Origin of the sequence: Mycolicibacterium sp. MU0050 (assembly GCF_963378085.1) — a bacterium.
Taxonomy (GTDB): Bacteria; Actinomycetota; Actinomycetes; order Mycobacteriales; family Mycobacteriaceae; genus Mycobacterium; species Mycobacterium wendilense.
This window is the reverse complement of the sequence record NZ_OY726395.1, coordinates 2,420,097-2,440,507: the sequence shown is the minus strand read 5'-3', so window position 1 is coordinate 2,440,507 and position 20,411 is coordinate 2,420,097. Positions and strand designations below refer to the sequence as shown.

At 70.4% G+C, this 20,411-nt stretch carries 21 protein-coding genes; 12 read left to right on the top strand and 9 right to left on the bottom strand.

Translation table 11 applies throughout. The features are described from left to right. Positions 1–31: 31 nt before the first annotated feature. A complete protein-coding gene (locus R2K23_RS11410; protein ID WP_316516748.1) occupies positions 32–1,879 on the bottom strand; it encodes a fatty acyl-AMP ligase in 1,848 nt (615 codons plus the stop codon). A gap of 19 nt (positions 1,880–1,898) precedes the next feature. Further along, positions 1,899–2,444, bottom strand: a complete 546-nt coding sequence (locus R2K23_RS11405; protein ID WP_316516746.1) for a TetR/AcrR family transcriptional regulator — start codon at positions 2,442–2,444, stop codon at positions 1,899–1,901. A 154-nt stretch (positions 2,445–2,598) separates the two neighbouring features. Between R2K23_RS11405 and R2K23_RS11400 the strand changes: the two genes are divergently transcribed. Both R2K23_RS11400 and R2K23_RS11395 read left to right on the top strand, forming a co-directional pair. Further along, positions 2,599–2,991 (top strand): hypothetical protein, encoded by a 393-nt coding sequence (locus tag R2K23_RS11400; RefSeq protein ID WP_316516745.1) that lies wholly within the window; start codon positions 2,599–2,601, stop codon positions 2,989–2,991. A 194-nt stretch (positions 2,992–3,185) separates the two neighbouring features. Further along, a complete protein-coding gene (locus R2K23_RS11395; RefSeq protein WP_316516743.1) occupies positions 3,186–4,103 on the top strand; it encodes an MPT63 family protein in 918 nt (305 codons plus the stop codon). An 18-nt stretch (positions 4,104–4,121) separates the two neighbouring features. On the opposite strand, the gene R2K23_RS11390 is transcribed toward R2K23_RS11395, so the two are convergent. Then, positions 4,122–4,955, bottom strand: a complete 834-nt coding sequence (locus R2K23_RS11390; protein WP_316516741.1) for a hypothetical protein — start codon at positions 4,953–4,955, stop codon at positions 4,122–4,124. A gap of 133 nt (positions 4,956–5,088) precedes the next feature. On the opposite strand from R2K23_RS11390, the gene R2K23_RS11385 reads away from it, so the two are divergent. Next, positions 5,089–5,862 carry an enoyl-CoA hydratase/isomerase family protein gene (locus tag R2K23_RS11385; RefSeq protein WP_316516739.1) on the top strand — a complete coding sequence of 258 codons (774 nt, stop codon included), beginning with the start codon at positions 5,089–5,091 and terminating at the stop codon, positions 5,860–5,862. A 13-nt stretch (positions 5,863–5,875) separates the two neighbouring features. Further along, on the top strand, positions 5,876–7,438 hold the full coding sequence (locus tag R2K23_RS11380) for a class I adenylate-forming enzyme family protein (protein ID WP_316516737.1): 1,563 nt from the start codon (positions 5,876–5,878) through the stop codon (positions 7,436–7,438). A 6-nt stretch (positions 7,439–7,444) separates the two neighbouring features. On the opposite strand, the gene R2K23_RS11375 is transcribed toward R2K23_RS11380, so the two are convergent. After that, the gene (locus R2K23_RS11375; RefSeq protein ID WP_316516736.1) at positions 7,445–8,050 is read right to left on the bottom strand and encodes a DUF1707 SHOCT-like domain-containing protein; all 606 of its coding nucleotides are present in this window, start codon (positions 8,048–8,050) and stop codon (positions 7,445–7,447) included. 76 nt (positions 8,051–8,126) lie between these two features. Between R2K23_RS11375 and tenA the strand changes: the two genes are divergently transcribed. Continuing rightward, positions 8,127–8,828, top strand: coding sequence for a thiaminase II (gene tenA, locus R2K23_RS11370; RefSeq protein WP_316516735.1), 702 nt, complete (start codon positions 8,127–8,129; stop codon positions 8,826–8,828). 10 nt (positions 8,829–8,838) lie between these two features. On the opposite strand, the gene R2K23_RS11365 is transcribed toward tenA, so the two are convergent. The 4 genes from R2K23_RS11365 to R2K23_RS11350 form a co-directional block, all read right to left on the bottom strand. Further along, complete coding sequence (locus tag R2K23_RS11365) at positions 8,839–9,621, bottom strand: hypothetical protein (protein ID WP_316516734.1); 783 nt, start codon at positions 9,619–9,621, stop codon at positions 8,839–8,841. Between the two features lie 57 nt (positions 9,622–9,678). After that, positions 9,679–10,236, bottom strand: a complete 558-nt coding sequence (gene ripD, locus R2K23_RS11360) for an NlpC/P60 family peptidoglycan-binding protein RipD (RefSeq protein WP_316516732.1) — start codon at positions 10,234–10,236, stop codon at positions 9,679–9,681. 246 nt (positions 10,237–10,482) lie between these two features. Next, positions 10,483–10,977, bottom strand: a complete 495-nt coding sequence (gene tpx, locus R2K23_RS11355; RefSeq protein WP_316516730.1) for a thiol peroxidase — start codon at positions 10,975–10,977, stop codon at positions 10,483–10,485. Positions 10,978–11,059: 82 nt separating this feature from the next. Then, entirely contained in the window at positions 11,060–12,028 is a 969-nt protein-coding gene (locus R2K23_RS11350) for an enolase C-terminal domain-like protein (RefSeq protein ID WP_316516728.1), read from the bottom strand. Positions 12,029–12,128: 100 nt separating this feature from the next. Here R2K23_RS11350 and R2K23_RS11345 point away from each other — a divergent pair, with 100 nt between their 5' ends. The 7 genes from R2K23_RS11345 (at position 12,129) to yaaA (ending at position 19,051) form a co-directional block, all read left to right on the top strand. Then, complete coding sequence (locus R2K23_RS11345; RefSeq protein WP_316516726.1) at positions 12,129–12,572, top strand: Fur family transcriptional regulator; 444 nt, start codon at positions 12,129–12,131, stop codon at positions 12,570–12,572. 36 nt (positions 12,573–12,608) lie between these two features. Beyond that, positions 12,609–14,843, top strand: a complete 2,235-nt coding sequence (gene katG / locus R2K23_RS11340) for a catalase/peroxidase HPI (protein ID WP_396893444.1) — start codon at positions 12,609–12,611, stop codon at positions 14,841–14,843. 176 nt (positions 14,844–15,019) lie between these two features. Beyond that, on the top strand, positions 15,020–15,895 hold the full coding sequence (locus R2K23_RS11335) for a DMT family transporter (RefSeq protein ID WP_316516724.1): 876 nt from the start codon (positions 15,020–15,022) through the stop codon (positions 15,893–15,895). A gap of 144 nt (positions 15,896–16,039) precedes the next feature. Continuing rightward, positions 16,040–16,456: an STAS domain-containing protein gene (locus R2K23_RS11330; RefSeq protein WP_316516723.1), complete on the top strand. Its 417-nt coding sequence runs from the start codon at positions 16,040–16,042 to the stop codon at positions 16,454–16,456. A gap of 9 nt (positions 16,457–16,465) precedes the next feature. Then, entirely contained in the window at positions 16,466–17,122 is a 657-nt protein-coding gene (locus tag R2K23_RS11325; RefSeq protein ID WP_316516721.1) for an MOSC domain-containing protein, read from the top strand. A 9-nt stretch (positions 17,123–17,131) separates the two neighbouring features. Next, complete coding sequence (locus tag R2K23_RS11320) at positions 17,132–18,268, top strand: alkaline phosphatase family protein (RefSeq protein WP_316516719.1); 1,137 nt, start codon at positions 17,132–17,134, stop codon at positions 18,266–18,268. Positions 18,269–18,304: 36 nt separating this feature from the next. Further along, positions 18,305–19,051: a peroxide stress protein YaaA gene (yaaA, locus tag R2K23_RS11315; RefSeq protein WP_316516717.1), complete on the top strand. Its 747-nt coding sequence runs from the start codon at positions 18,305–18,307 to the stop codon at positions 19,049–19,051. A gap of 90 nt (positions 19,052–19,141) precedes the next feature. Here yaaA and R2K23_RS11310 read toward each other — a convergent pair whose 3' ends face one another. Beyond that, the gene (locus tag R2K23_RS11310) at positions 19,142–20,404 is read right to left on the bottom strand and encodes an amidohydrolase family protein (protein ID WP_316516715.1); all 1,263 of its coding nucleotides are present in this window, start codon (positions 20,402–20,404) and stop codon (positions 19,142–19,144) included. Positions 20,405–20,411 lie beyond the last annotated feature (7 nt).

Genomic DNA, 20,411 nt, shown 5'->3' with positions numbered 1-20,411 from the left:
CGCCAGTCTGCCAAACCCGGCATGCCCTGCTTCAGTGCACGCCGAGGGTGCCGTCCAGGTACTGCTCCCGACAAGCCCGACGGGCCAGCTTGCCGCTGGTGGTCCGCGGGATGGCCCCGGCGGGCAGCAGTCGCACCTCGGCGACGCGCAGCCCATGCCGGCGCTGCACCGCGGCCTCGATGGCGGCCAGCGCGGGCTGCGGGTCCTGCCGTGCGGTGCCCGCGGCGCGTTCGGCGACGATCACCACGTCCTGCCCGTCGGTTTCCGCGCCGTCGGCGGGCACCGCGAATGCCGCGACATAGCCGCGCCGGACCAACGTCGCGGCGTCGGCGGCGGTGGCCTCGATGTCGTGCGGGTAGTGCTGCTGTCCGCCCACGGTGATCAGGTCCGCGATCCGACCGGTGACGTACAGGTTGTCATCGAGGTAGAAACCCAGATCGCCGGTGCGCAGCCAGTTCCCGCCGACGTCGGCGCCGACGGCGTGTCCGGCCGCGCCTCGAGTGGTGTGCAGCCGCGCCGAGAAGGTGCGCCGGGAATCCACCGGGCGACCCCAGTAGCCCCGCCCGATGTTGTTGCCCTGCAACCAGATTTCGCCGATATGCCCATCGGGCAGCTCCGCCCCGGTCGCCGGATCGACGATCACGGCCCACTGGCTGCGCGCCACCTGACCGCACGCCACCTGCGGCACCGCCGCGGGAGTGTCCGCCGCGACCGGCTCCGCGCGGCCGGCCCCCAGCGCCTCGCGGTCCAGATGCACCACCGATGCCTGCGCCGTCGGGGCGATGGTCGAGACGAACAGGGTGGCCTCGGCGATCCCGTACGACGGCTTGAAGGCGGTGCTCGGCAACCCGAATGGAGCGAAGGCGGTGTCGAACGCGGTGATGGCGGCCATGCTCACCGGCTCGGAACCGATGATCAGCACGACGTTACCGAGGTCGATGTCGCCGGCACCGACGGTGGGCACGCCCCGTTGCGCGGTCCACTCGTAGGCGAAGTTGGGCGCCGCGGTCACCACCCGTCCCGTGCGGGAGCCGTCCGACAGCGCCTCGATCCAGCGCTCCGGGCGCCGGATGAACGCCGTCGGCGACATCAGAGTGGAGTGTCCGCCGTACACCGCCGGGAACCCGATCATCGACAGCCCCATGTCGTGGTATAGCGGTAACCAGCTGACGCCGTGCGTGTTTCGATCCAACATGTCGATCGACAGGATCATCTGCACCAGGTTGGTGCCGACCGCGCGGTGGGTGATCTCCACGCCGACCGGGGGCCGGGTCGCCCCCGAGGTGTACTGCAGGTGCGAGACGTCCTCGACGTCGAGTTCGACGTCCTCGAACGCTTCCCCGTCGGTGTCGGGCACCTGGTCGATGACGATGACGTGGGGCGATCGGTGCTGCGCGGCGAGGAAGTCCCGCACGGTGCCGAGCCCGCCCGTGGTGGTCAGCACGACGCTGGGTTGGGCGTCGCGCAGCGCGGTCGCCAGCCTCTCTGCGTGGCCGGGCAGCTCCGGTGCGAACAGCGGGACCGCGATGGTGCCGGCCTTGATCGCCGCGAAGAAACCCACGACGTAGTCGAGCCCTTGGGGCGCGAGCACCGCGACCCGGTCGCCGCGCTTGGCCACCCGTTGGATGGTCGCGCCGACGGCGCGCAGCCGGCGCCCGAGTTCCGACCAGGTCAGCTCCACGGTGTGGGTGCCGGCGGGACCGGTGTGATCAAGGTAGCGGTAGGCGACGGTGTCGCCGACATTGGCGATGTTGCGCTCGATGAGGGAGATCAGCGTGGTACCGGGTGGCAGCCGGATGGCGCCGTCGGCGTCCAGGCAGTCCTCGATCTGGATCAGGCCCGACCGACCCGGTTGCCGCTGATCGGCGTCGCACGTCACGACGTCAGTCTAGGAGCGCTCAGGCGCGCACAGTGGGCCAGAACAGGTCGAACAGGCGTTGCTGCCAGTCCTGCCCGGGGCCGGCCGTGCGGGCCCGTTCGGCGATGTGCGTTCCGACCACGGCGTCGATGAGGGTCTCGGTGTCGATGTCGGCGCGCATCGAACCGTCGGCCTTGCTCGCGTCGATGACCGCCGCCAGCTTGGCCCGTTGATCGACGAGCACCTTGCGGAACAGCGCGCTGAACTCCGGGTCTTCCTCGGTGAGCAGCGAGGCGAAGCCGCCGACGCCGATCCCGTCTTCGACCGCCTCGACGGCGTGCCGGATGAACCAGCGCAGTCGCTCGGGCGCGTCGGCCTGCAGGTCGGGCGGGGTCAGCGCGGCCAGCCGGGACATGGCGGCCGCCAGCATCTCGCGGCGATCCCGGTGGCGGCGGTAGATCGTCGTCTTCGCGATGCCCGAATGGGTGGCGACCGCCTCGACGGTCACGGCGCGCGGACCGCCGCTGCGCAGCAGCGACAGGGTCGATTCTGCGATGCCGTCCTCGACGGGCCGTCGCTGCGCCATGGCTGCCTCCCAGTCTCGCGGTACGCCGGAATATCGGTGGCCGCTGGAGTGTTACACAATATATCGCTACGCTACGCGTATCGTAGTGGCAACGGGGCGAACGTAGATCGGTCAACGGACCGTCCGACGCCTACCGAGAGAAAGGGAGGACCACATGAGCAAGAACAAACGCCAGATCTCCCATCCGTATCTGGGATATGTCTTCTTACTGATTTCATTCGTGATGCTGGGGACCCTGGTCGCCGGCCTGGCGCTGGCGAGCAGTACCGCGGCGTGGATCGGTGGTGTCGGCCTGGTCGCCTCGCTGACCCTGTCCGTCGTCGGCTTCCGACTCGGCACCCTCCAGCTCGCGAAGGCCCGCGAGGGCGGCGACCCGACGCACAACATCAGCATCTGGTCCGAGCCGCTGCGCCAGGACGCGATCGACCGGTACCTGGCCTCTTACCGCGGCCAGGACGCCGCCGCCGAGACGACGGTACGGACGCTGGCCCGCGGCGAGGACGACGAACGGCTCGTGAGCGCCGCGCCCTCCCGCTTGACGGCCTGACTCCGCGCTGGTCACCGACCATTCGACCATCCGGCCGGTTCCTTGCGAACCGCCCGGATGGTCGCCTTATTTTTCGGACCTTTCCGAGGGCGACCTGGCCGGGAGCCCCGGCGGCAGAATTGCTGACCTGCTAATTTCACTAACGAACGTCTCGCTGTCCAGGAAACACTGATCCGACGCACAGGAGTGTCACTGTGAAGACCAGCAAAATCGCCATCACCGCCACCTCGGCGGCCCTGTTCGCCGCCACCGGCCTGTTCGGTGCGCCCTTGGCCGGTGCCGCCGAAACCGCCGATCTCGGCGATCAGGCCGAACTCGCCGTCGGCAACGTCGTCCAGGGGTGGACGATCAGCGACCTGAAGGAGAGCACCGACGTGGTCTCCTATCCCGTGCGGGGCACGCTCTGGGAGGCCACCGCCACCAGCGAGGCCCTCGCCGGCAACGTCCAGCCGATCGTCTCCAACCTCAACGCCCGCACCGACTCCGGCGAGACCTACCGGGTGCTGTTCCAGATCGCCAGCCCGCAGGGCATCAGCCCCGCCGGCCTGGCGCAGGGCCAGAAGTCCACCGGAAAGGTGTACTTCGACGTCACGGGCGCCGCGCCGGACTCCGTGGTCTACAACGACGGACAGGAAGATCTGCTGATCTGGGTGCAGCCCGCCGTCGAGCCGGCCGCCACCGGCGGCACGGGCGCCGCCTCGGTTCCGGCCGCCCCGGCCGGAACCGCCGAGGGCGACGCCCCGGCCGCCGTCACCGAGGACGAGCCCGAGAGCCTGACCGACGACGCACCCGAGGCTCTGGCCGAGGACGCACCCGAAGCCACCGGCGCCGACCCGGCCGCCACCGGCCGCCAGGGCACCCCGCTGCCCGAGGACGCCACCGCCGGCGAGGCGACCCCGGCCCCGGCCGCGCCGGCCGCCGCCACCCCGGCACCGGAGGCTCCCGCCGCGACCGAGGCTCCCGCAGGCACCCCGCACGGTCCCGCCGCCGAGTCCGCCACCGGCAGCCAGGGCACCCCGCTGCCGGAGCAGGCGCCCGCGGACGATGCGGTGCAAGGCACGCCGCACGGCCCGGCCGCCACCCCGACGCCCACGGCCGCTCCGACGGCGTAGTCCGCCGGGCAACTCCCGTCAGGAGTGGGAGGACCACCACGCGAACAGCTGCTCGAGATTCCGTGCGCCGGGCTCGGACCGGATCTCGCTGAGCAGCAGGCTGGCCTCGTCGGTCCAGCCGACCGTGGTGGCCTCCCGATCGGCGGCACACACCACGATGCCGCTCACCACATCCGGGGTGGCGTTTCGACGCCACGGCCCCGGTGACTGAATTCGGCCCGGGCACACCACGATCGAACTACGCTTCGTCATCTTGTCGAATGCGGCGGTCAAGGCGTCCTCGTCGGCCACCAACGTGTATGTCGCCGCGGGCGCCTGCGGCTCGCTGGTCGCCTCGCAGATCACTTGTGCCGCAGTTCCCTGCGGCGGTTCGACCACCTCACACGCCGAATCCGGGTAGCCCCCGGGCAGGCGTGCCAGTAGCCGCTGTTCGGCGTCGGACTCGCCCGCCGAGCTCGCCTCGGCGGCGGCATCGGTGTTCGCGTTGTCCTCCCCGGAGCCGGCCACCGTGAAACTCACGGCGCCCAGCACCAGCGCGGCCACCCCGGCGACCGCGCCCGCCACCAGCAGCGCGCGCTTCCGGCGTGCGGGGGCACGGTTCATCTCGACCGCGGAAAAGTCGAACGGCGGCAACGTCGTCGGGTGCGGCGGCGGCTGGTGCGGTGGCGCCTCGCCGGGCCGACCGCTCGGCGCCGCACCACCGGCCGCGACGCTCGTCTGCGAGGTCGCCGCTTCCCAATCCCGCTGCACCGCGGCCCAGCTGCCCGGGACAACCGGCAGCGGCTCGGTGTTCTCGGTGTTCTCGGTGTTGACCGGCGCCTCGTCCTCCGGCGGATCCGCTTCTGCGTCCATCCGTCCCTCTCGGTGCGTGTCACGGCCGACCCCGTGACCGAATGCCTCGCTCATAGAGGGTAGTAGGCGCGCGGTCCCGGACGTAAGCCCGCTCGGTGCCACCGCGCCCGGCGCGGAAAACTACTGTGCATCCATGCCCCTTGTCACGTATCAACTCGACGACCACGTCGCCACGATCACCCTGAACCGGCCCGAGGCGCGCAACGCGATCAACGGCGCACTGCGCCAAGACCTGAACGCGGCCTGGGACCGGTTCCGTGACGATGAGGACGCGTGGGTGGGCATCCTCACCGCCAACGGCGACGTCTACTGCGCCGGCGGCGACCTCAAGGACGGCGCCGGGTCGGTGGGCACCTTCGGCGGCACCTTCTGGGAGAAGCCGACCATCAACTCGTTCGAATCCGGCATGGAGTTGTTCAAGCCGACCATCGCCGCGGTGCACGGCCCGTGCATCGGCTATGGGCTGACCGGGGTGCTGTTCTGCGACTTCGTGATCGCGAGCACCGAGGCCAGCTTCTGCTTTCCGGAGGTCTCGATCGGAGTGCCCACCATCGTCGGCGCGATCCGCCTGCCGCAGCGCGTCGGCTGGGCCAACGCCATGGAACTCCTGCTCACCGGTAAACCGATCAGCGCCGAGCGCGCCTACGAGATGGGGCTGGTCTGGCGTCTCGTGGAACCCGCGGACCTGCAGACCGAGGCCCGGACTTGGGCCCAAACCCTCACCGAGGCCGCCCCGCTGGCGCAGCGCGCCACCAAGGAGGTCGCCTGGCGCACCGCCGACATGGGCTGGATCGAGTCGGTGCGCTTCGGCGAGGTGATGCGCAAGGTGGCCGGGGCAACCGAGGATGTCACAGAGGGCATCACGGCCTGGCAAGAGAAGCGTCGGCCGCAGTGGCGGGGACGATGACGTGGCGGGGACGATGACGGACCACGAGCTGACCTCGGAACCGCTCACCGTGCCGGCGCTGCTGCAGCGCGCGGCGCGCGACTTCGCCGCGGCCGACTATGTGGTGACCCCGCAGGACCGGCTCGGCTATGCGGACGCCGAGCGGCGCTCGGCCGAGGCGGCGCGCTGGCTTCTGGGCCACGGTGTCGGCAAGGGCAGCCGCGTCGGCTTGTTCTTCCCCAACGGGGTGGACTGGATCGTGTGGTGGCTGGCGGCGTCGCGCATCGGCGCGTTGGTGGTGCCGCTGAGCACGCTGTACACCCCGGCCGAGATCGCCAAGGTGCTGCGACTGGCCGACGTCGCCCTGCTGATCGCCCCGACCCGGGTGCTGCACCACGACGTTGCCGACCGTCTCGAGGCCGCCTTGCCCGGCCTGGCCGACGCACCTTCGGCGCGTCTGGCGCTGCCCACGGCGCCCTTTCTGCGTACCGTCGTGCTCACCGAAGACACCGATCGGCGCTGGGCCACCCGGCCCCGGCCGGAATCCGCAGTGCCGGCGGAGATTCTGGCGGCCGTGCAGCGCGAGGTCTCGCCCGCCGATCCGGCGATCATGGTGCACACCTCCGGCTCCACCGCGGACCCCAAGGGGGTGATTCACACCCATGGGACGCTGGTGCGGCAGACCTCCACGTGGCCCGCGGCCATCCATGCGATCACCGGGCAGCCGGTGGCACCGCGCATCCTGTGCGCCATGCCGTTCTTCTGGATCGGCGGGGTGCTGGCCGCGATGGGCGCCCTGCACGACTCGCTTACGCTGCTGGTGCTGGACCGCCTCGACGCCGCGACCGCCCTGGATCTCGTCGAACGCGAACGCGCCACCGGCATCGTCGGGTGGCCGGCGTTCACCCAGAAGCTGCGGGAACATCCGAGCTTCCCCGACCGGGACCTGAGCAGCGTCCCGATGCTGCGCGACGGGCCGGTCGACATCGCGATGACCGACGTGCCGGATGGATTCCCGGTCCACCGCACCATGTCGGAGACCGCCGGCGGCTTCGCCTACACCGAGATGAGGATCGTCGACGAGGACGGCCGACAGGTGGGCAGCGGCGACGTCGGTGAGCTGTGGGTGCGCGGAATCGGCGTGATGGCCGGCTACAACAAGCGGGAGCGCTGGGAGACCTTCGACGCCGACGGTTGGTATCACACCGGCGACCGCGTCTACCGGCGCGACGACGATCCGCGGTTGTTCTATGTCGGACGCAGCAGCGAACTGATCAAGGCGGCCGGAGCCAACGTGTCACCGCTGGAGGTCGAGGCCGTGATCGCGGAGTTCGACGAGGTGGCACAGTGCGTGGTCGTCGGGGTCGAGGACGCCGAGCGCGGCGAGCAGGTGTGCGCGGTGGTGGTTCCGAACTCGGCCGAGGCGGACACCGCCGACCTCGAGCGCCGCGCCCGCGAGCAGCTGTCCAGCTACAAGGTGCCCAGCCGGTGGCTGGTGGTCACCGCCGATCAGATCCCCACCCTGGCCAGCGGCAAACTGGATCGAAAAACGTTGCGGTCGTGGGTGATCGACCAGAAGTTGGCGGGCGCGGGTTGACCGCGGTCAGCTCCCCCACCACTTGCGCACCCGGGTACCGAACGGGTGCTTGACGTTCAGCGTGCTGAACCGCAACTTCCCCCGCACCACCAGATGGACCCGGCCCACCGGCGGGCCCCCGCGAACCTTCGCGTTCGCGGTGCTCGCCGTGCACCGCAACGCGCTGAGATCGGCGGTGAAGTCCTCGGGCACCACGATGTCGATGCTGCCGAGGATGTCGTCGACCTCGATCGTCACAACGGGCGTGCGGATGTCGGCGGCGCTGAAATCCAGGGCGACGTCGGAGAGTCGGCTCTTGATCGTCACCACCTCGGGCACCTGCCAATCCCCGGTGCGCCGGATCGTGGACATGGTGGCGTGCAGTGGCAGCGGCGCCGACGTCGGCGCGAGTCCCGCGCCCGAGGGCATCGGCAACTGCGTCCCGGGCAGGTGCATTCCCGGAAGGTCGGCGATGACGGCACCGAGTTCGCCGCGGGTTCTGGCCGCCATCGCGGTGTCCATCCGGTCACTGAATTCGTCCAGCGTGAGCATGCCCTCGCCCACCGCCCGCTGCAGCAGGGCTGCCACGTGCTCGCGGTCGGCATCCCCTACGCGTAAGTCCCGTGGATCCACTCGCCCCAGGGTAGCCATCGGCGCGCGCCGCGACGGGGCCGCCACCGGACCGCGCGGGCCGGGTAGGTTTCCAGGGGTGACGAATCAGCGCGCGCACGAGCGTCGAGAAGCCGGATCCTGGACCGCCCGCCTGTGGGCCGAGATCGACCGCACCCAGTTTGCGGCGACCCTCGAGCACCCGTTCATCACCGGGCTGACCGACGGGACGCTGCCGTCGGATGTGTTCGCGCACTACGTCGCTCAGGACATGCACTACCTGCGGGCGTACTCCCGCGCCCTGGCGATCGTGTCGGCCAAGGCAGCGCGGCCGGCCGACGCGGCGATGTTCGCCCGGCACTCGGCCGAGGTGTTCGACGTCGAGCTGGAACTGCACAACACCCTGCTGCCCCAGCTGGGCATCAGCATCGCCGACATCGACGCCGCCGTGGTCACCCCCACCACGCAGGCCTACACCAGCTATCTGCTCGCCACCGCCTACGGCGGCGGATTCGCCGACGGCGTGGCCGCCGTGCTGCCCTGCTATTGGATCTATGCGCAGGTGGGCACCGAGCTGCTGCGGCGCGGCTCCCCCGAACCGCGGTACCAGCTCTGGATCGACACCTACGGCGGCGACGAGTTCGCCGCCAGCGTCGCCGAGGTGCTCGACCTCACCGACCGGCTCGGCGCGACGCTGACACCGGCCGACGAGGCCACCGCGCGAGCGCATTTCGTCGCGACGTCACGGTATGAGTGGATGTTCTTCGATGCCGCCTACCGGCTGGAGAGCTGGCCGGTGTGATCGCGGCGGGTCAGCGCCTGCGCTCGCGCACCTTGTAGGTGGCCGGCCACGACATCCGGCTCTCGTCGCCGGTCAGCGTGGTCCCGCTGCCGCCGACCTTGATGTTGTAGGGCTCCTGGTCGGGCCCGACCTCTCGCTCGACGTGTTGCTGCGCCAGGTAGTACAACTCATCGATGGCCGCCTCGCTGTAGGCCACGAAGGTGGTCTTGCGCTCGACGTCGTGGATGCCCGCCATCATCTTGTCGGGCAGGTAGCGCGACGCCAGCGCCGCCAGGCCCAGCAGCGAGATCGGGATCGCCCAGTAGCAGACGAACGACAGCGGCGTCCGGGTGTCCAGGATGGTCGCGTCGCCCTGCACGATCGGCGGCACCGCCGAGGACACCGTCATCCCAGCGAACGTCGCCACCCAGATCCAGGTGAGTACCGTGGTGATCCGCTGAAACAGATCGCTTTCGACGACACCGGGCGGCTGCCCCACCTCGGCGAACTCCCGCACGAAGGGCTTGCCGACCAGCAGTCCGACCAGCGCGACGAGGAAGATGCCCGCGTTGCTGAGCGGCTGCATCCACCGCTCCATGAACTCCTGGCTCGCGATGAACGTCAGCACCGTGAGCACGACAAACGTTGCCAGCGCCCCGATTTCGAGGGATCGCCCGGGCCCGCCGGTCAGCCGGCCGACGACGGCCGCTCCGATGGCGACCGCCAGGGCGATCAGCACGGCGGTGTGGAACGGGACGTTACCGACCAGAATCCAGTAGACGATCCATGGCGCGAATGCGATCAATGTGCCCACGGCAGGTCAGTCTAGGGGCTTACCGTTGCCACGACGGCACCGCCACTCGGGCCGGACTCACTCGATGATGCGCGACAGGTAGGGCGCCATGTTGTTGGTCCGCACCGGCGACACCGCGACCGCGGGGGTGGTGGCCTCCAGCATCTGCCCGTTGCCGAGGAACAACGCCACACTCTGGGTGCCCTCGGGCCCGTAGAAGATCAGGTCGCCCGGCAGGGCCAGCGACGGCGGGATCTTGCGACCGACCTTGTACTGCTCGCCGGACGACCGGGGCAGTTTGATCCCGACTCCGCCGAAGGCGTAGACGATCAGCCCGGACGCGTCGAATCCGGCGACCCGCGGGCGGGGTTCCCGCACCGCCGGGGTGGTCCCGAAAATGCTGACCAGCGGGTCGGGTTCGACACCGGCCACGTCCGGTTCGGCGCCGAGCGTCGGGCCGGACACGTCCCCGCCGCCGTAGGTGTAGGGAACGCCCCGCTGCGCCAGTGCGCGCGCGATCACGTAGTCGATCGCTTGCTGGTTGGCCGCCGGCCGGGCGACGGCCGATCCGGGCGCCACCAGTCCCCCGGCGAGCACCACGGCCACACCTAGAACGAGGACACAGAGGCGTTTCATGGGACGTGTCGATTCTCTTCGGGCGCCCGCGCACAGCCGGCGCGGACGGGTGGGCGTCAGGTCACTCTCACTTGTACCGCGCGCGCGGGTCGTGTCGCCAATTGTGTGCGGGCACAACGCCAATGAGATGCACGACCGTGACAAAACGGTGACTCTGCGCTCCCGAAAAGCACGAACGTCCGCCTCGGCGGCGCAATGCCGGGAGGCGGACGTCCGCAACCGGCGGTGTCGCCGGCGGTGGTTGAACTAGCTGGTCGCGGCCAACGCGGCGTCGTAGTTCGGCTCGGATCCGATCTCCGGAACCAGCTCGGTGTAGACGACCTTGCCGTCCGCACCGATCACCACGACGGCGCGGGCCAGCAGGCCGGCCATCGGCCCGTCGGCGATGGTGATGCCGAAATCCTCACCGAAGCTGCCGCGGAACGCCGAGGCCGTGGTGACGTTCTCGATGCCCTCGGCACCGCAGAAGCGCTTCTGCGCGAACGGCAGATCCTTGGAGACACACAGCACCGAAACGCCGCCGGCGGCCGCGCGCTCGTTGAAGGACCGCACGCTGGTCGCGCAGACCGGGGTGTCTACCGAAGGAAAGATGTTGAGCAACACGGACTTTCCGCTGAACTGCTCGTTGTCGACCGCGCCGAGATCGGTGCCGACCAGGCTGAAGGCGGGCGCCGAGGATCCGACCGCGGGCAGTTCGCCGACCGTATTGATGGGGTTTCCACGCAAGGTTATCTGTGCCATGGCCCCAGTCTGCCAAGAGCGCGCCACTGTGTGGAGGCCAGGGTGGTGACCGGGCCCACCCTGGCGGGCGGATGCCGGCCGGTCAGCCCGCCGACCGGGCGATCTCCAGGCGGTGCCGCCAGCGGGCGATGCGCCGCGGGTCCGTCACCGCGAACCGCTCCAGCAGGTCCGCGCGCGGCCCCGGCGGCATCGGCGCGACCGGCAGGAATCCGTCCGTCGGGGTCAGCGACCGCGACTCGCTGACCAGATCACCGGCCAGCAAGGCGCGCTCCCCGGTGCCGCACGCATAGCCGGAATCGGGCAGCGCCGCCGCCAGCGCGACCGCCGCGGCCAGGCCGACGGTGCTCACCGCCGTCGAGGTGACCGCACTGGGCAGACCCGCCATCTCGCCCACCCGCAGTGCCCGCCGGACCCCGCCGAGCGGGCCGCAGTCGAGCACGACGACGTCGGCGGCCTGCGCGAGCGCGGGGTCCGGGCGGCCGCCGACCTGGTGCCGGGATGCCTCGACTCCGATGGGCACGTCGACGGCGCGGCGCAGAGCCGCCGTCTCCGCCAGCGACGCGCAGGGTTGGGTCACGAACTCCAGCTCCCCCGCCGCGCGCGCGAGTTCCGCGATTACCGCCGCTGCGGTGTCGACCGCCCAGGGCGCGCCGGCGCGGCAGCGCACCCGGCCGGCCGGCCCCAGCGCGTCGCGGACGGCCTCGACGCGGGCGATGTCGGCGGCGTCGCCCGGGCCGACCAGCACGTCGGCGGTGCGGCACCCGCTACCCGCGGCGAGGCGGCGCGCCTGCTCGGCCGGCACCGCGGGCACGGTGACGGCCACCGGGACCCGGCCGCGCACGGCATCGGGCCAGCCGACGGTGCCCGGCTCGGTCGCGGCGGTCAGCCAGCGCGCCAATTCGGCCGGGTCGGCCGAGTCGGCGGGACTGAACTCCCCCCAGCCCTGCGGCCCCTCGATCAGCATCCCTTCGCGCGCACGGGTTTCCCCGAGGCCGTCGTCCGCTGGGATGGCGAAGACGCGCGCGCCCGCGAGGTCGATCAATGTCTGCACAACCACCGGACGCTAGCCGAGAACGTGCCGGCCGAGCGTCGGCGGACATGAAAATCGGCATTCTCTTGACTGATTCCAGAAACCGCGCCAGGATGGCCGTATGACCTCGGCAGCCGAGTACGCAGATCAGCTGCGCGCGGCCGATCTTCGGGTGACGCGTCCCCGAGTTGCGGTCCTGGGCGCAGTGCACGCCCACGCCCACGCTGACACCGACACCATCATCCGCGCGGTCCGCGCCGAGTTGCCCGACGTGTCCCACCAGACCGTCTACGACTCCCTGAACGCGCTGACGGCCGTCGGGCTGGTGCGCCGCATCCAGCCCTCCGGTTCGGTCGCCCGATACGAAGCCCGCGTCGGCGACAACCATCACCACATCGTGTGCCGCTCCTGCGGCGACATCGCCGACGTCGACTGCGCCGTCGGCGACACCCCCTGCCTGACCGCCTCCGAGAATCTCGGCTTCGCCATCGACGAAGCCGAGGTCATCTACTGGGGCCTGTGCCCCGGCTGCGTTGCCATCCAGATGTCGGGATCACACCCGTGATCACAGCCCGTCACACCACTCCCGAAAGGAAACGCAGTGCCAGAGGAACACGCTGTCGAGTCCCCGCCGGTTGGCGAAGCCCAGACTGAGCCGGCCGAGAACGCCGGTTGCCCGATGGTCATCCGGCGACCGGTCGAGGGCGGCAGCAACCGCGACTGGTGGCCCAACGCCGTCAACCTGAAGATCCTGCAGAAGAACCCCGACGTCATCGACCCGCACGACGAGGACTTCGACTATCGCGAGGCCGTGCAGACCCTCGACTTCGAACAGCTCGAACGCGACTTCGACGAGCTGCTGACCACCGCCCAGGACTGGTGGCCGGCCGACTTCGGCAACTACGGCCCGCTGTTCGTGCGGATGTCGTGGCACGCCGCGGGCACCTACCGCGTGCAGGACGGCCGCGGCGGCGCCGGCCGGGGCCAACAGCGGTTCGCCCCGACCAACAGCTGGCCGGACAACGTGGGGCTGGACAACGCCCGCCGGCTGCTGTGGCCGCTCAAGAAGAAGTACGGCAAGAAGCTGTCGTGGTCGGACCTGCTGGTCTACGCCGGCAACCGCGCGCAGGAAGCGATGGGATTCAAGTCCGCCGGATTCGTCTTCGGCCGCCCGGACTATTGGGAGCCCGAGGAGGACATCTATTGGGGCGCGGAGGCCGAATGGCTGGGCACCCGGGAGCGTTACGCCGGCTCGAACGGTGACCGCACCCGGCTGGAGAACCCGCTCGCCGCCTCCCACATGGGTCTGATCTACGTCAACCCCGAAGGCCCCGAAGGTAATCCGGATCCGCTGGCCGCCGCGATCGACATCCGCGAGACCTTCGGCCGGATGGCGATGAACGACGTCGAGACCGCGGCGCTGATCTGCGGCGGGCACACCTTCGGCAAGACCCACGGCAACGGCGACGCCAGCGTGCTCGGACCCGAGCCCGAGGGCGCCCCGCTGGAGAACATGGGCCTGGGTTGGACCAACCCCAACGAGACCGGCAACCCCAACGACAAAGTCGCCAGCGGGCTCGAGGTCACCTGGACGCACACTCCGACCAAATGGGACAACAGCTTCCTGGAGATCCTGTACAGCAACGAGTGGGAGCTGTTCAAGAGCCCGGCGGGCGCCCACCAGTGGCGGCCCAAGGACAACGGCTGGGCCAACTCGGTGCCCACCGCGGACCTCAAGGGCCGCACGCATCCGTCGATGCTGACCACCGACCTGTCGATGCGGTTCGACCCCATCTACGGCAAGATCACCCGTCGCTGGCTGGACCACCCGGAGGAGCTGCGGGAGGAATACGCCAAGGCCTGGTTCAAGCTGCTGCACCGCGACCTGGGTCCGGTGTCGCGCTACCTCGGGCCGCTGGTTCCGAACGAGACGTGGCTCTGGCAGGACATCGTCCCGGCCGGCAAGCCCCTGTCCGACGCTGACATCGCCACCCTGAAGAGCGCCATCGCGGCGTCGGATCTTTCGGTGTCGCAACTGGTTTCGACGGCGTGGAAGGCCGCGGGATCGTTCCGCGCCAGCGACATGCGCGGCGGCGCCAACGGCGGTCGGATCCGGCTGCAGCCGCAGCTCGGCTGGGAGGCCAACGAGCCCGAGGAACTGGCCCAGGTGATCCGCACGCTCGAGGAGATCCAGGGCAGCGCCGGCGTCGACGTGTCGTTCGCCGACCTGGTGGTGCTGGCCGGCAACGTCGGCGTCGAGAAGGCGGCCAAGGCGGCCGGATTCGACGTCGAGGTGCCGTTCAGCTCGGGTCGCGGCGATGCCAGCCAGGAGCAGACGGATGTCGACTCGTTCTCCTACCTGGAGCTCAAGGCCGACGGCTTCCGCAACTACCTCGGCAAGGGCCTGGAGGTGCCGGCCGAGTACCAGCTCATCGACCGCGCCAACCAGCTGAAGCTGTCGGCACCGGAGATGACGGTGCTCGTCGGTGGCCTGCGGGCGCTCGACGCGAACCACGGCGGCTCCAAGCTGGGTGTGCTCACCGAGCGGCCCGGCCAGCTGACCAACGACTACTTCGTCACCCTCACCGATATGGGCCTCAAATGGGAGCCGTCGCCGGCCGACGACGGCACCTACATCGGCAAGGACCTCCTCAGCGGTGAGCAGAAGTACACGGCCAGCCGCGTCGACCTGCTGTTCGGGTCCAACTCGCAGCTGCGGGCGCTGACCGAGTTCTACGCCGAGGACGACGCCAAGGAGAAGTTCGTCAAGGACTTCGTGGCGGCGTGGACCAAGGTGATGGACGCCGACCGCTACGACATCGGCAAGGGCGCCTGACCACAACGCCCGGAACACGTAGGCCGCAACGCCGGCCCTGAACGCAGTGCCCCGCGAGCTTCGGCTCGCGGGGCACTGTCAGTATTGTCGTTGATTGCCAGACCTTTTCATCGGCGGGCCACGCTGTCGCCGGCGGCTCTGCAGCTGGCGCACCCCGCCCCACCAGTGAGGAACACATGTCGCAGCCGGTCGTCGTCGTTCTCGCGCTGATCGCGGCGCTGTGCGCGGCGCTCGGCATCGTGGTGCGCCAGCTGGCCACCCGGAACGTCCCCGCCGAGGCCGGCATGAGCTCGGCGATCGTGACGTCGTTGCTGCGCACCCCGCTGTGGTGGGCCGGGCTGGCGACCGCGGCCGCCGGCTACGGCTTCCAGGCCCTGGCGCTGTCGTTCGGGTCATTGACGCTGGTGCAGCCGCTGCTGGTGTCCGCGCTGCTGTTCGCGCTGCCGATCAGCGCCGGGCTGGCCGGCCGCCGGGTCACCCGCCCCGAATGGGGCTGGGCGCTACTGCTGACCGTGGCGTTGGCGGTGTTCGTGGTGGTGGCCCACCCCCGTCAGGGGCACAACGAGCCCACGCTGCAGACCTGGATCGTCATCAGCGCCATCCTCGTCCCGCTGGTCCTCGGGTGCGTGCTGTGTGCCGCGAAGGCCGTGGGTACCCACCGGGCGCTCTACCTGGCCACGGCCGTGGGCCTGCTGTTCGGCCTGATCGCGGTCCTGACCAAGTTGTGCACCCACCGCCTGCAGGTCGGATCCTGGCGCGCGCTGCTGGAAACCCCCGCGCCCTACGTCCTGGTGGTGCTGGCCGTCGTCGCGACCCTGCTGCAGCAGTCGGCGCTGCACGCCGGGGCGCTGCAGGCCTCGGTGCCGGCGATGCTGGTGCTCGAACCGGTGGTCGCGGTGCTGCTGGGCACGGTGGTGCTCGGCGAGGAACTGACCGCGCGCGGAGTGGGCCTGGTGGCGCTGCCCTGTGCGCTGATCGCCGTGGCGGCGGCCACCGTGGCGCTGGGCCGCGACTCCGGTGCCCTCGAGGAGCGCATCTCCGCCCGGCATTGAGGGCCCCGCCCGGCGCGGCGGCAATTCTCCCAGGTCAGCTCAAGTCTTACCAAAGAATTAGTCCGGGCTCCCAGGGGCCTTAGAGTCGCCGCTTAATGTCGCGGTGGAGGCACAGAACAACACGCCACCGAAATGAGGCCGAACATGAACCATTACGGAAATCCAGTGTTCGACTGCAACGGCGCGCGGCTGCGGGCGCAGAGTCGCCGACTGGCCACCGTTGTCACCATCAGCGGCGAGGTCGACATGGTCAACGTCGACCGGGTCACCGAACATGCCCGACGCTATGTCCTGGCGGCCACCTCGGTGGTCCTGGATCTCAGCGGCGTCCTGCACATGGACGATCACGGCCTGGCCCTGCTCCGCGCGTTCGACGAGGACTGCGCCGAGGCCGGACAGGACTGGGTGCTGATTCCCAGCGACGCCGTGGTCGACGTGCTCGCCGGCACCTCGGAGGCCTACCCCATCGCGGGCTCGGTGCCCGAGGCGCTGAACCACTTCGCCGACGAGACCCTGCGGCGCCGCACCCTGCTGCTGCCGCTGCTGAACAAGTCCGCCTAACCTGAGGGGATGGCGACGCTTTCAGCACTGAATCTCGCTCATCCGCACACCAATCCCGCTGCCACGTCGAGGCCGACCGGCATCAACAAGGTGCCCACCACCGAGCCGGTCGCCATCGCGGCGCCCGGGTCCCGGAGAACGGGCGCCGGCAGCGGCTTGGCGGGTGACACCATCGGTGACCGCAAGCACCACGGCGGCGACGATCAGGCGGTGTACGCCTACGCCCGAGAGGATCTCGACGCCTGGGAGCAGCGGCTGGGCCGTGAACTGACCGCCGGGATGTTCGGGGAGAACTTCACCACCGAGGGCATCGACGTCACCGGCGCCCGGATCGGCGAGCGGTGGCAGGTCGGCGACGACGGGCTGATCCTCGAGGTCACCTCGCCGCGCACGCCGTGCCGCACCTTCGTGAAGTGGCTGGGCATCGACGGCTGGATCAAGACCTTCACCGCAGCGGCGGTCCCGGGCGCGTATCTGCGCGTCATCAGTCCGGGCACCGCCCGCGCCGGCGACCGGATCGTCGTGACCGACCGCCCGGACCACGACGTGACCGTCGGCCTGGTGTTCCGCGCGATGCTGATCGAACCCGAACTGCTGCCGCGCCTGGCCGACATCGACGCACTGCCCGAACGGATCCGAGAGCTCGCCACGCGGCGGGTCGGCTAGCCGGTCGACATGGAACTGCCCCGCCCCGGCGTCGACGACCCGCATCTGGCCGACGTGGTGCCCTCGGTGCTGGCAGCGATGGGGGTCGCGGAGTTCTCCGCGCGAATTCCGTTGCGCCAGCCGATTTCCGGGGCCTGCGTGCTACTCATCGACGGCCTCGGCGCCGACCTGCTCGATCAGCATGCCGCCGACGCCCCGGTGCTGGCCGGGCTGCGCGGGTCCTCGGTGCACGTCGGATTTCCGGCCACGACCGCGGCCGGACTCGCCGCGGTGGGCACCGGCGTCCGATCCGGTGAGCACGGCCTGGTCGGTTACTCGTTCCTGGTGCCGGGCGCCGGGGTCATCAACGCACTGCGGTGGCGCCCCCACCCCTGGGGTCCGGACCTGCGCGACCAGGTGGTGCCCGAGGAAATCCAGCCGCTGCCAACCACATTCGAACACGCGAGCGCGGCCGGGATGGCCGTGAGCGTGATCTCCGGCGCGGAGTTCACCCACTCCGGGCTGACCCGCGCGGTGCTGCGCGGCGGCCGCTACGTCGGCGTACATGCGCTGGGTGATCTAGGGGCCACGGTCCGCTCGACGATCGACGAGGGTGGCTTCTGCTACGGCTACCACAGCGAATTGGATCTGCTCGGTCACCTGCACGGTCCCGGCTCGACGGCCTGGCGCATGCAGTTGCGTCAGGTCGACCGGCTGGTGGAGTCGGTCCTGGAGACGCTGCCGCCGGGCGGGCTGCTCGCGGTGGTGGCCGACCACGGCATGGTGACCGCCGACCCCGGGGCCACCATCGACATCGACGCCGAGTCCGCGTTGCTCGACGGCGTCGACGCGGTCGGCGGCGAACCTCGCGCCCGCCACGTCTACACCCGCGACGGGGCCGCCGAGGCCGTGCTGGACACCTGGCGCGCGACCCTGGGGCCGGCCGCGTGGGTGGTCTCCCGGGAGGAGGCGATCGCCGCGGGCTGGTTCGGCGCGCAGGTGCGCGACGCTGTGCGGCCGCGGATCGGCGATGTGGTGGCCGCGGCGCGCGATTCGGCGGTGCTGGTGCGCCGCAGCACCGAACCGCTCGAGTCCGGGCTGATCGGTCACCACGGCTCGCTGACCAGCGCCGAGCAGCGGGTCCCGCTGCTGCTCGCCTACGGCTGAGGCCGGACCGGCCGCGGCCGGATAACCTTTGTCACCGTGATCGTGCTGCTGCCGCCCTCGGAAACCAAACGTGTCGGCGGCGACGGCCCGCCCCTGCGGCTGGAGTCGCTGAGTTTCCCCGCCCTGCACCCGCTGCGCGAGAGCCTCCTCGACGAGCTCGTCGCGCTGGCCGCAGACCCGCCGGCCAGCCGCCGCGCGCTGAGCCTGTCGGCGAAGCAGGACGCCGAGATCGAACGCAACGCCGCGCTGCGGACCTCGCCGACCGCGCCGGCCATCCGCCGCTACACCGGCGTGCTCTACGACGCGCTGGACATCGAAACGCTGAGTGCCGCAGCACTTTCCCGCGCCAACGCACGGCTGGCCGTCGGCTCGGCGCTGTTCGGGCTGCTGCGCGCCGACGACCCGGTGCCGGCCTATCGACTCTCGGCGTCGTCGAAGTTGCCCGGGCAGCCCACGCTCGGCGCGCGGTGGCGCCCGGTGCTCGAACCGGTGCTCGCCGCGCTGGCGACCGACGAACTGGTGGTCGATCTGCGCTCGGGTTCCTATGCGGGCCTCGGGCGCCTACCCGGGGCCGTCGAGGTCGACGTGGTGGCCGAGCACGCCGACGGTCGCCGCACCGTCGTCAGCCACTTCAACAAGGCGCACAAGGGCAGGCTGGCCCGCGCGCTCGCGAGCAGTCGCGCCGAGCCCACCGACGCCGCGGGGGTGGCGGCCGTCGCCCGCCGCGCCGACATGCGGGTGGAACGCTCGGGCAACGCGCTGACGGTGGTCGTCACGGCGTAGGGCACCGCGCCGAGACTGCGGCGGCCGTGGCGACCAATCGCACTTCGCCACGGGGTCCGCAGCCTCGGCGCCCGGCTCAGGGCAGTCGGCTCAGGCCTTGGCCAACTGCTTCTGCTCGTAGAGGCGGGCCCACTCGGCACGGGGTCGGATCGAGGTGTCGACGTCGGTGGCCTTGGCGCGCAACGCAGCCACGGTGGCCTGCTCCTTCGGGGTCAGCTTGAACGGATCCCAGCCGAAGAACCGGCACGAGTTCTCCCAGGTGATCTTGTTGATGTCGGAGTCGCTGGCCCCGGCCTCGTTCAGCTCCGCCAGCACCTGCTCGGGTGCGTCGGGCCAGAAGCAGTCCGAGTGCGGGTAGTCGCACTCCCAGGCGATGATGTCGATGCCGATCTCATGCCGCAGCTTCAGCGAGGTCTTGTCGGTGACGTAGCAGGCCAGCGAGTGCTCGCGGAACACATCCGAGGGCAGCTTGTCGCCGAAGTCGCGGCGCAGCCACTTCTGGTTGGTGTAGTGCCGGTCGGAGCGGTCCAGGTAGAACGGGATCCAGCCGATGCCGCCCTCGGAGAACGCGAACTTCAGATCGGGATAGTTGCGCATCGCCGGGCCCCACAGCAGATCCTGGGCGCACATCGCCGACACCTGGGTGGCCAGGATGATCAGGTTGTCGATGGGCGCGTTGGGCGCCATGCTGATCGCCCCGAAGCCGGTGCCGATGTGCAGGCACATCACCACGTTCTCCTCGGACAGGGTGCGGAACACCGGTCCCCAGTAGTCCTCGTCGTGATAGCTGGGCAGACCCTCCAGGTGCGGCAGCTCCGGCATGGTCACCGCCCGGCAGCCCTTGGCCGCCACCCGGCGGATCTCGTTGCACATCCCCTCGGGCGACCAGGTCGGCAGGATCGCGATCGGGATGAAGCGGTCCGGGTAGGAACCGGCCCATTCGTCGATGTGCCAGTCGTTATAGGCCGACACCATCACCAGCGTGACGTCTTCCCGGGTCATGTTGAGGTGCCGCGCGGAGAATCCGGTGAACGTGGGGAAGCACATCGAGGCCAGGATGCCGTTGCGGTTCATGTCGCGGACCCGCTCGTGCACGTCGTAGACGCCGGGGCGCATCTCGGCGAAACCGGCGGGGTCGCGGCCCCACTCCTCGGCCGGCCAGGACACCACGGCGTTCAGCCCGCTGACGCCCTGCGGGCGGCCCTGGTACATCCACTGGTCGACGCCTTTGTCGTCGGTGACCACGATGGGCGCCTCGTCCTTGTACTTGGCCGGCACGTGGCGCAGGAACATGTCGGGCGGTTCGACCACGTGGTCGTCAATGCTCACCAGGATCAAATCGTCGACGTTCATCGGTCTC

Coding starts and splice junctions, on each gene's coding strand:
- R2K23_RS11405 (WP_316516746.1), bottom strand. CDS start 2,444: ATGGCGCAGCGACGGCCCGTCGAGGACGGCATCGCAGAATCGACCCTG.
- R2K23_RS11400 (WP_316516745.1), top strand. CDS start 2,599: ATGAGCAAGAACAAACGCCAGATCTCCCATCCGTATCTGGGATATGTC.
- R2K23_RS11390 (WP_316516741.1), bottom strand. CDS start 4,955: ATGGACGCAGAAGCGGATCCGCCGGAGGACGAGGCGCCGGTCAACACC.
- R2K23_RS11385 (WP_316516739.1), top strand. CDS start 5,089: ATGCCCCTTGTCACGTATCAACTCGACGACCACGTCGCCACGATCACC.
- R2K23_RS11380 (WP_316516737.1), top strand. CDS start 5,876: ATGACGGACCACGAGCTGACCTCGGAACCGCTCACCGTGCCGGCGCTG.
- ripD (WP_316516732.1), bottom strand. CDS start 10,236: ATGAAACGCCTCTGTGTCCTCGTTCTAGGTGTGGCCGTGGTGCTCGCC.
- tpx (WP_316516730.1), bottom strand. CDS start 10,977: ATGGCACAGATAACCTTGCGTGGAAACCCCATCAATACGGTCGGCGAA.
- R2K23_RS11345 (WP_316516726.1), top strand. CDS start 12,129: ATGACCTCGGCAGCCGAGTACGCAGATCAGCTGCGCGCGGCCGATCTT.
- R2K23_RS11335 (WP_316516724.1), top strand. CDS start 15,020: ATGTCGCAGCCGGTCGTCGTCGTTCTCGCGCTGATCGCGGCGCTGTGC.
- R2K23_RS11330 (WP_316516723.1), top strand. CDS start 16,040: ATGAACCATTACGGAAATCCAGTGTTCGACTGCAACGGCGCGCGGCTG.
- R2K23_RS11325 (WP_316516721.1), top strand. CDS start 16,466: ATGGCGACGCTTTCAGCACTGAATCTCGCTCATCCGCACACCAATCCC.
- R2K23_RS11320 (WP_316516719.1), top strand. CDS start 17,132: ATGGAACTGCCCCGCCCCGGCGTCGACGACCCGCATCTGGCCGACGTG.
- R2K23_RS11310 (WP_316516715.1), bottom strand. CDS start 20,404: ATGAACGTCGACGATTTGATCCTGGTGAGCATTGACGACCACGTGGTC.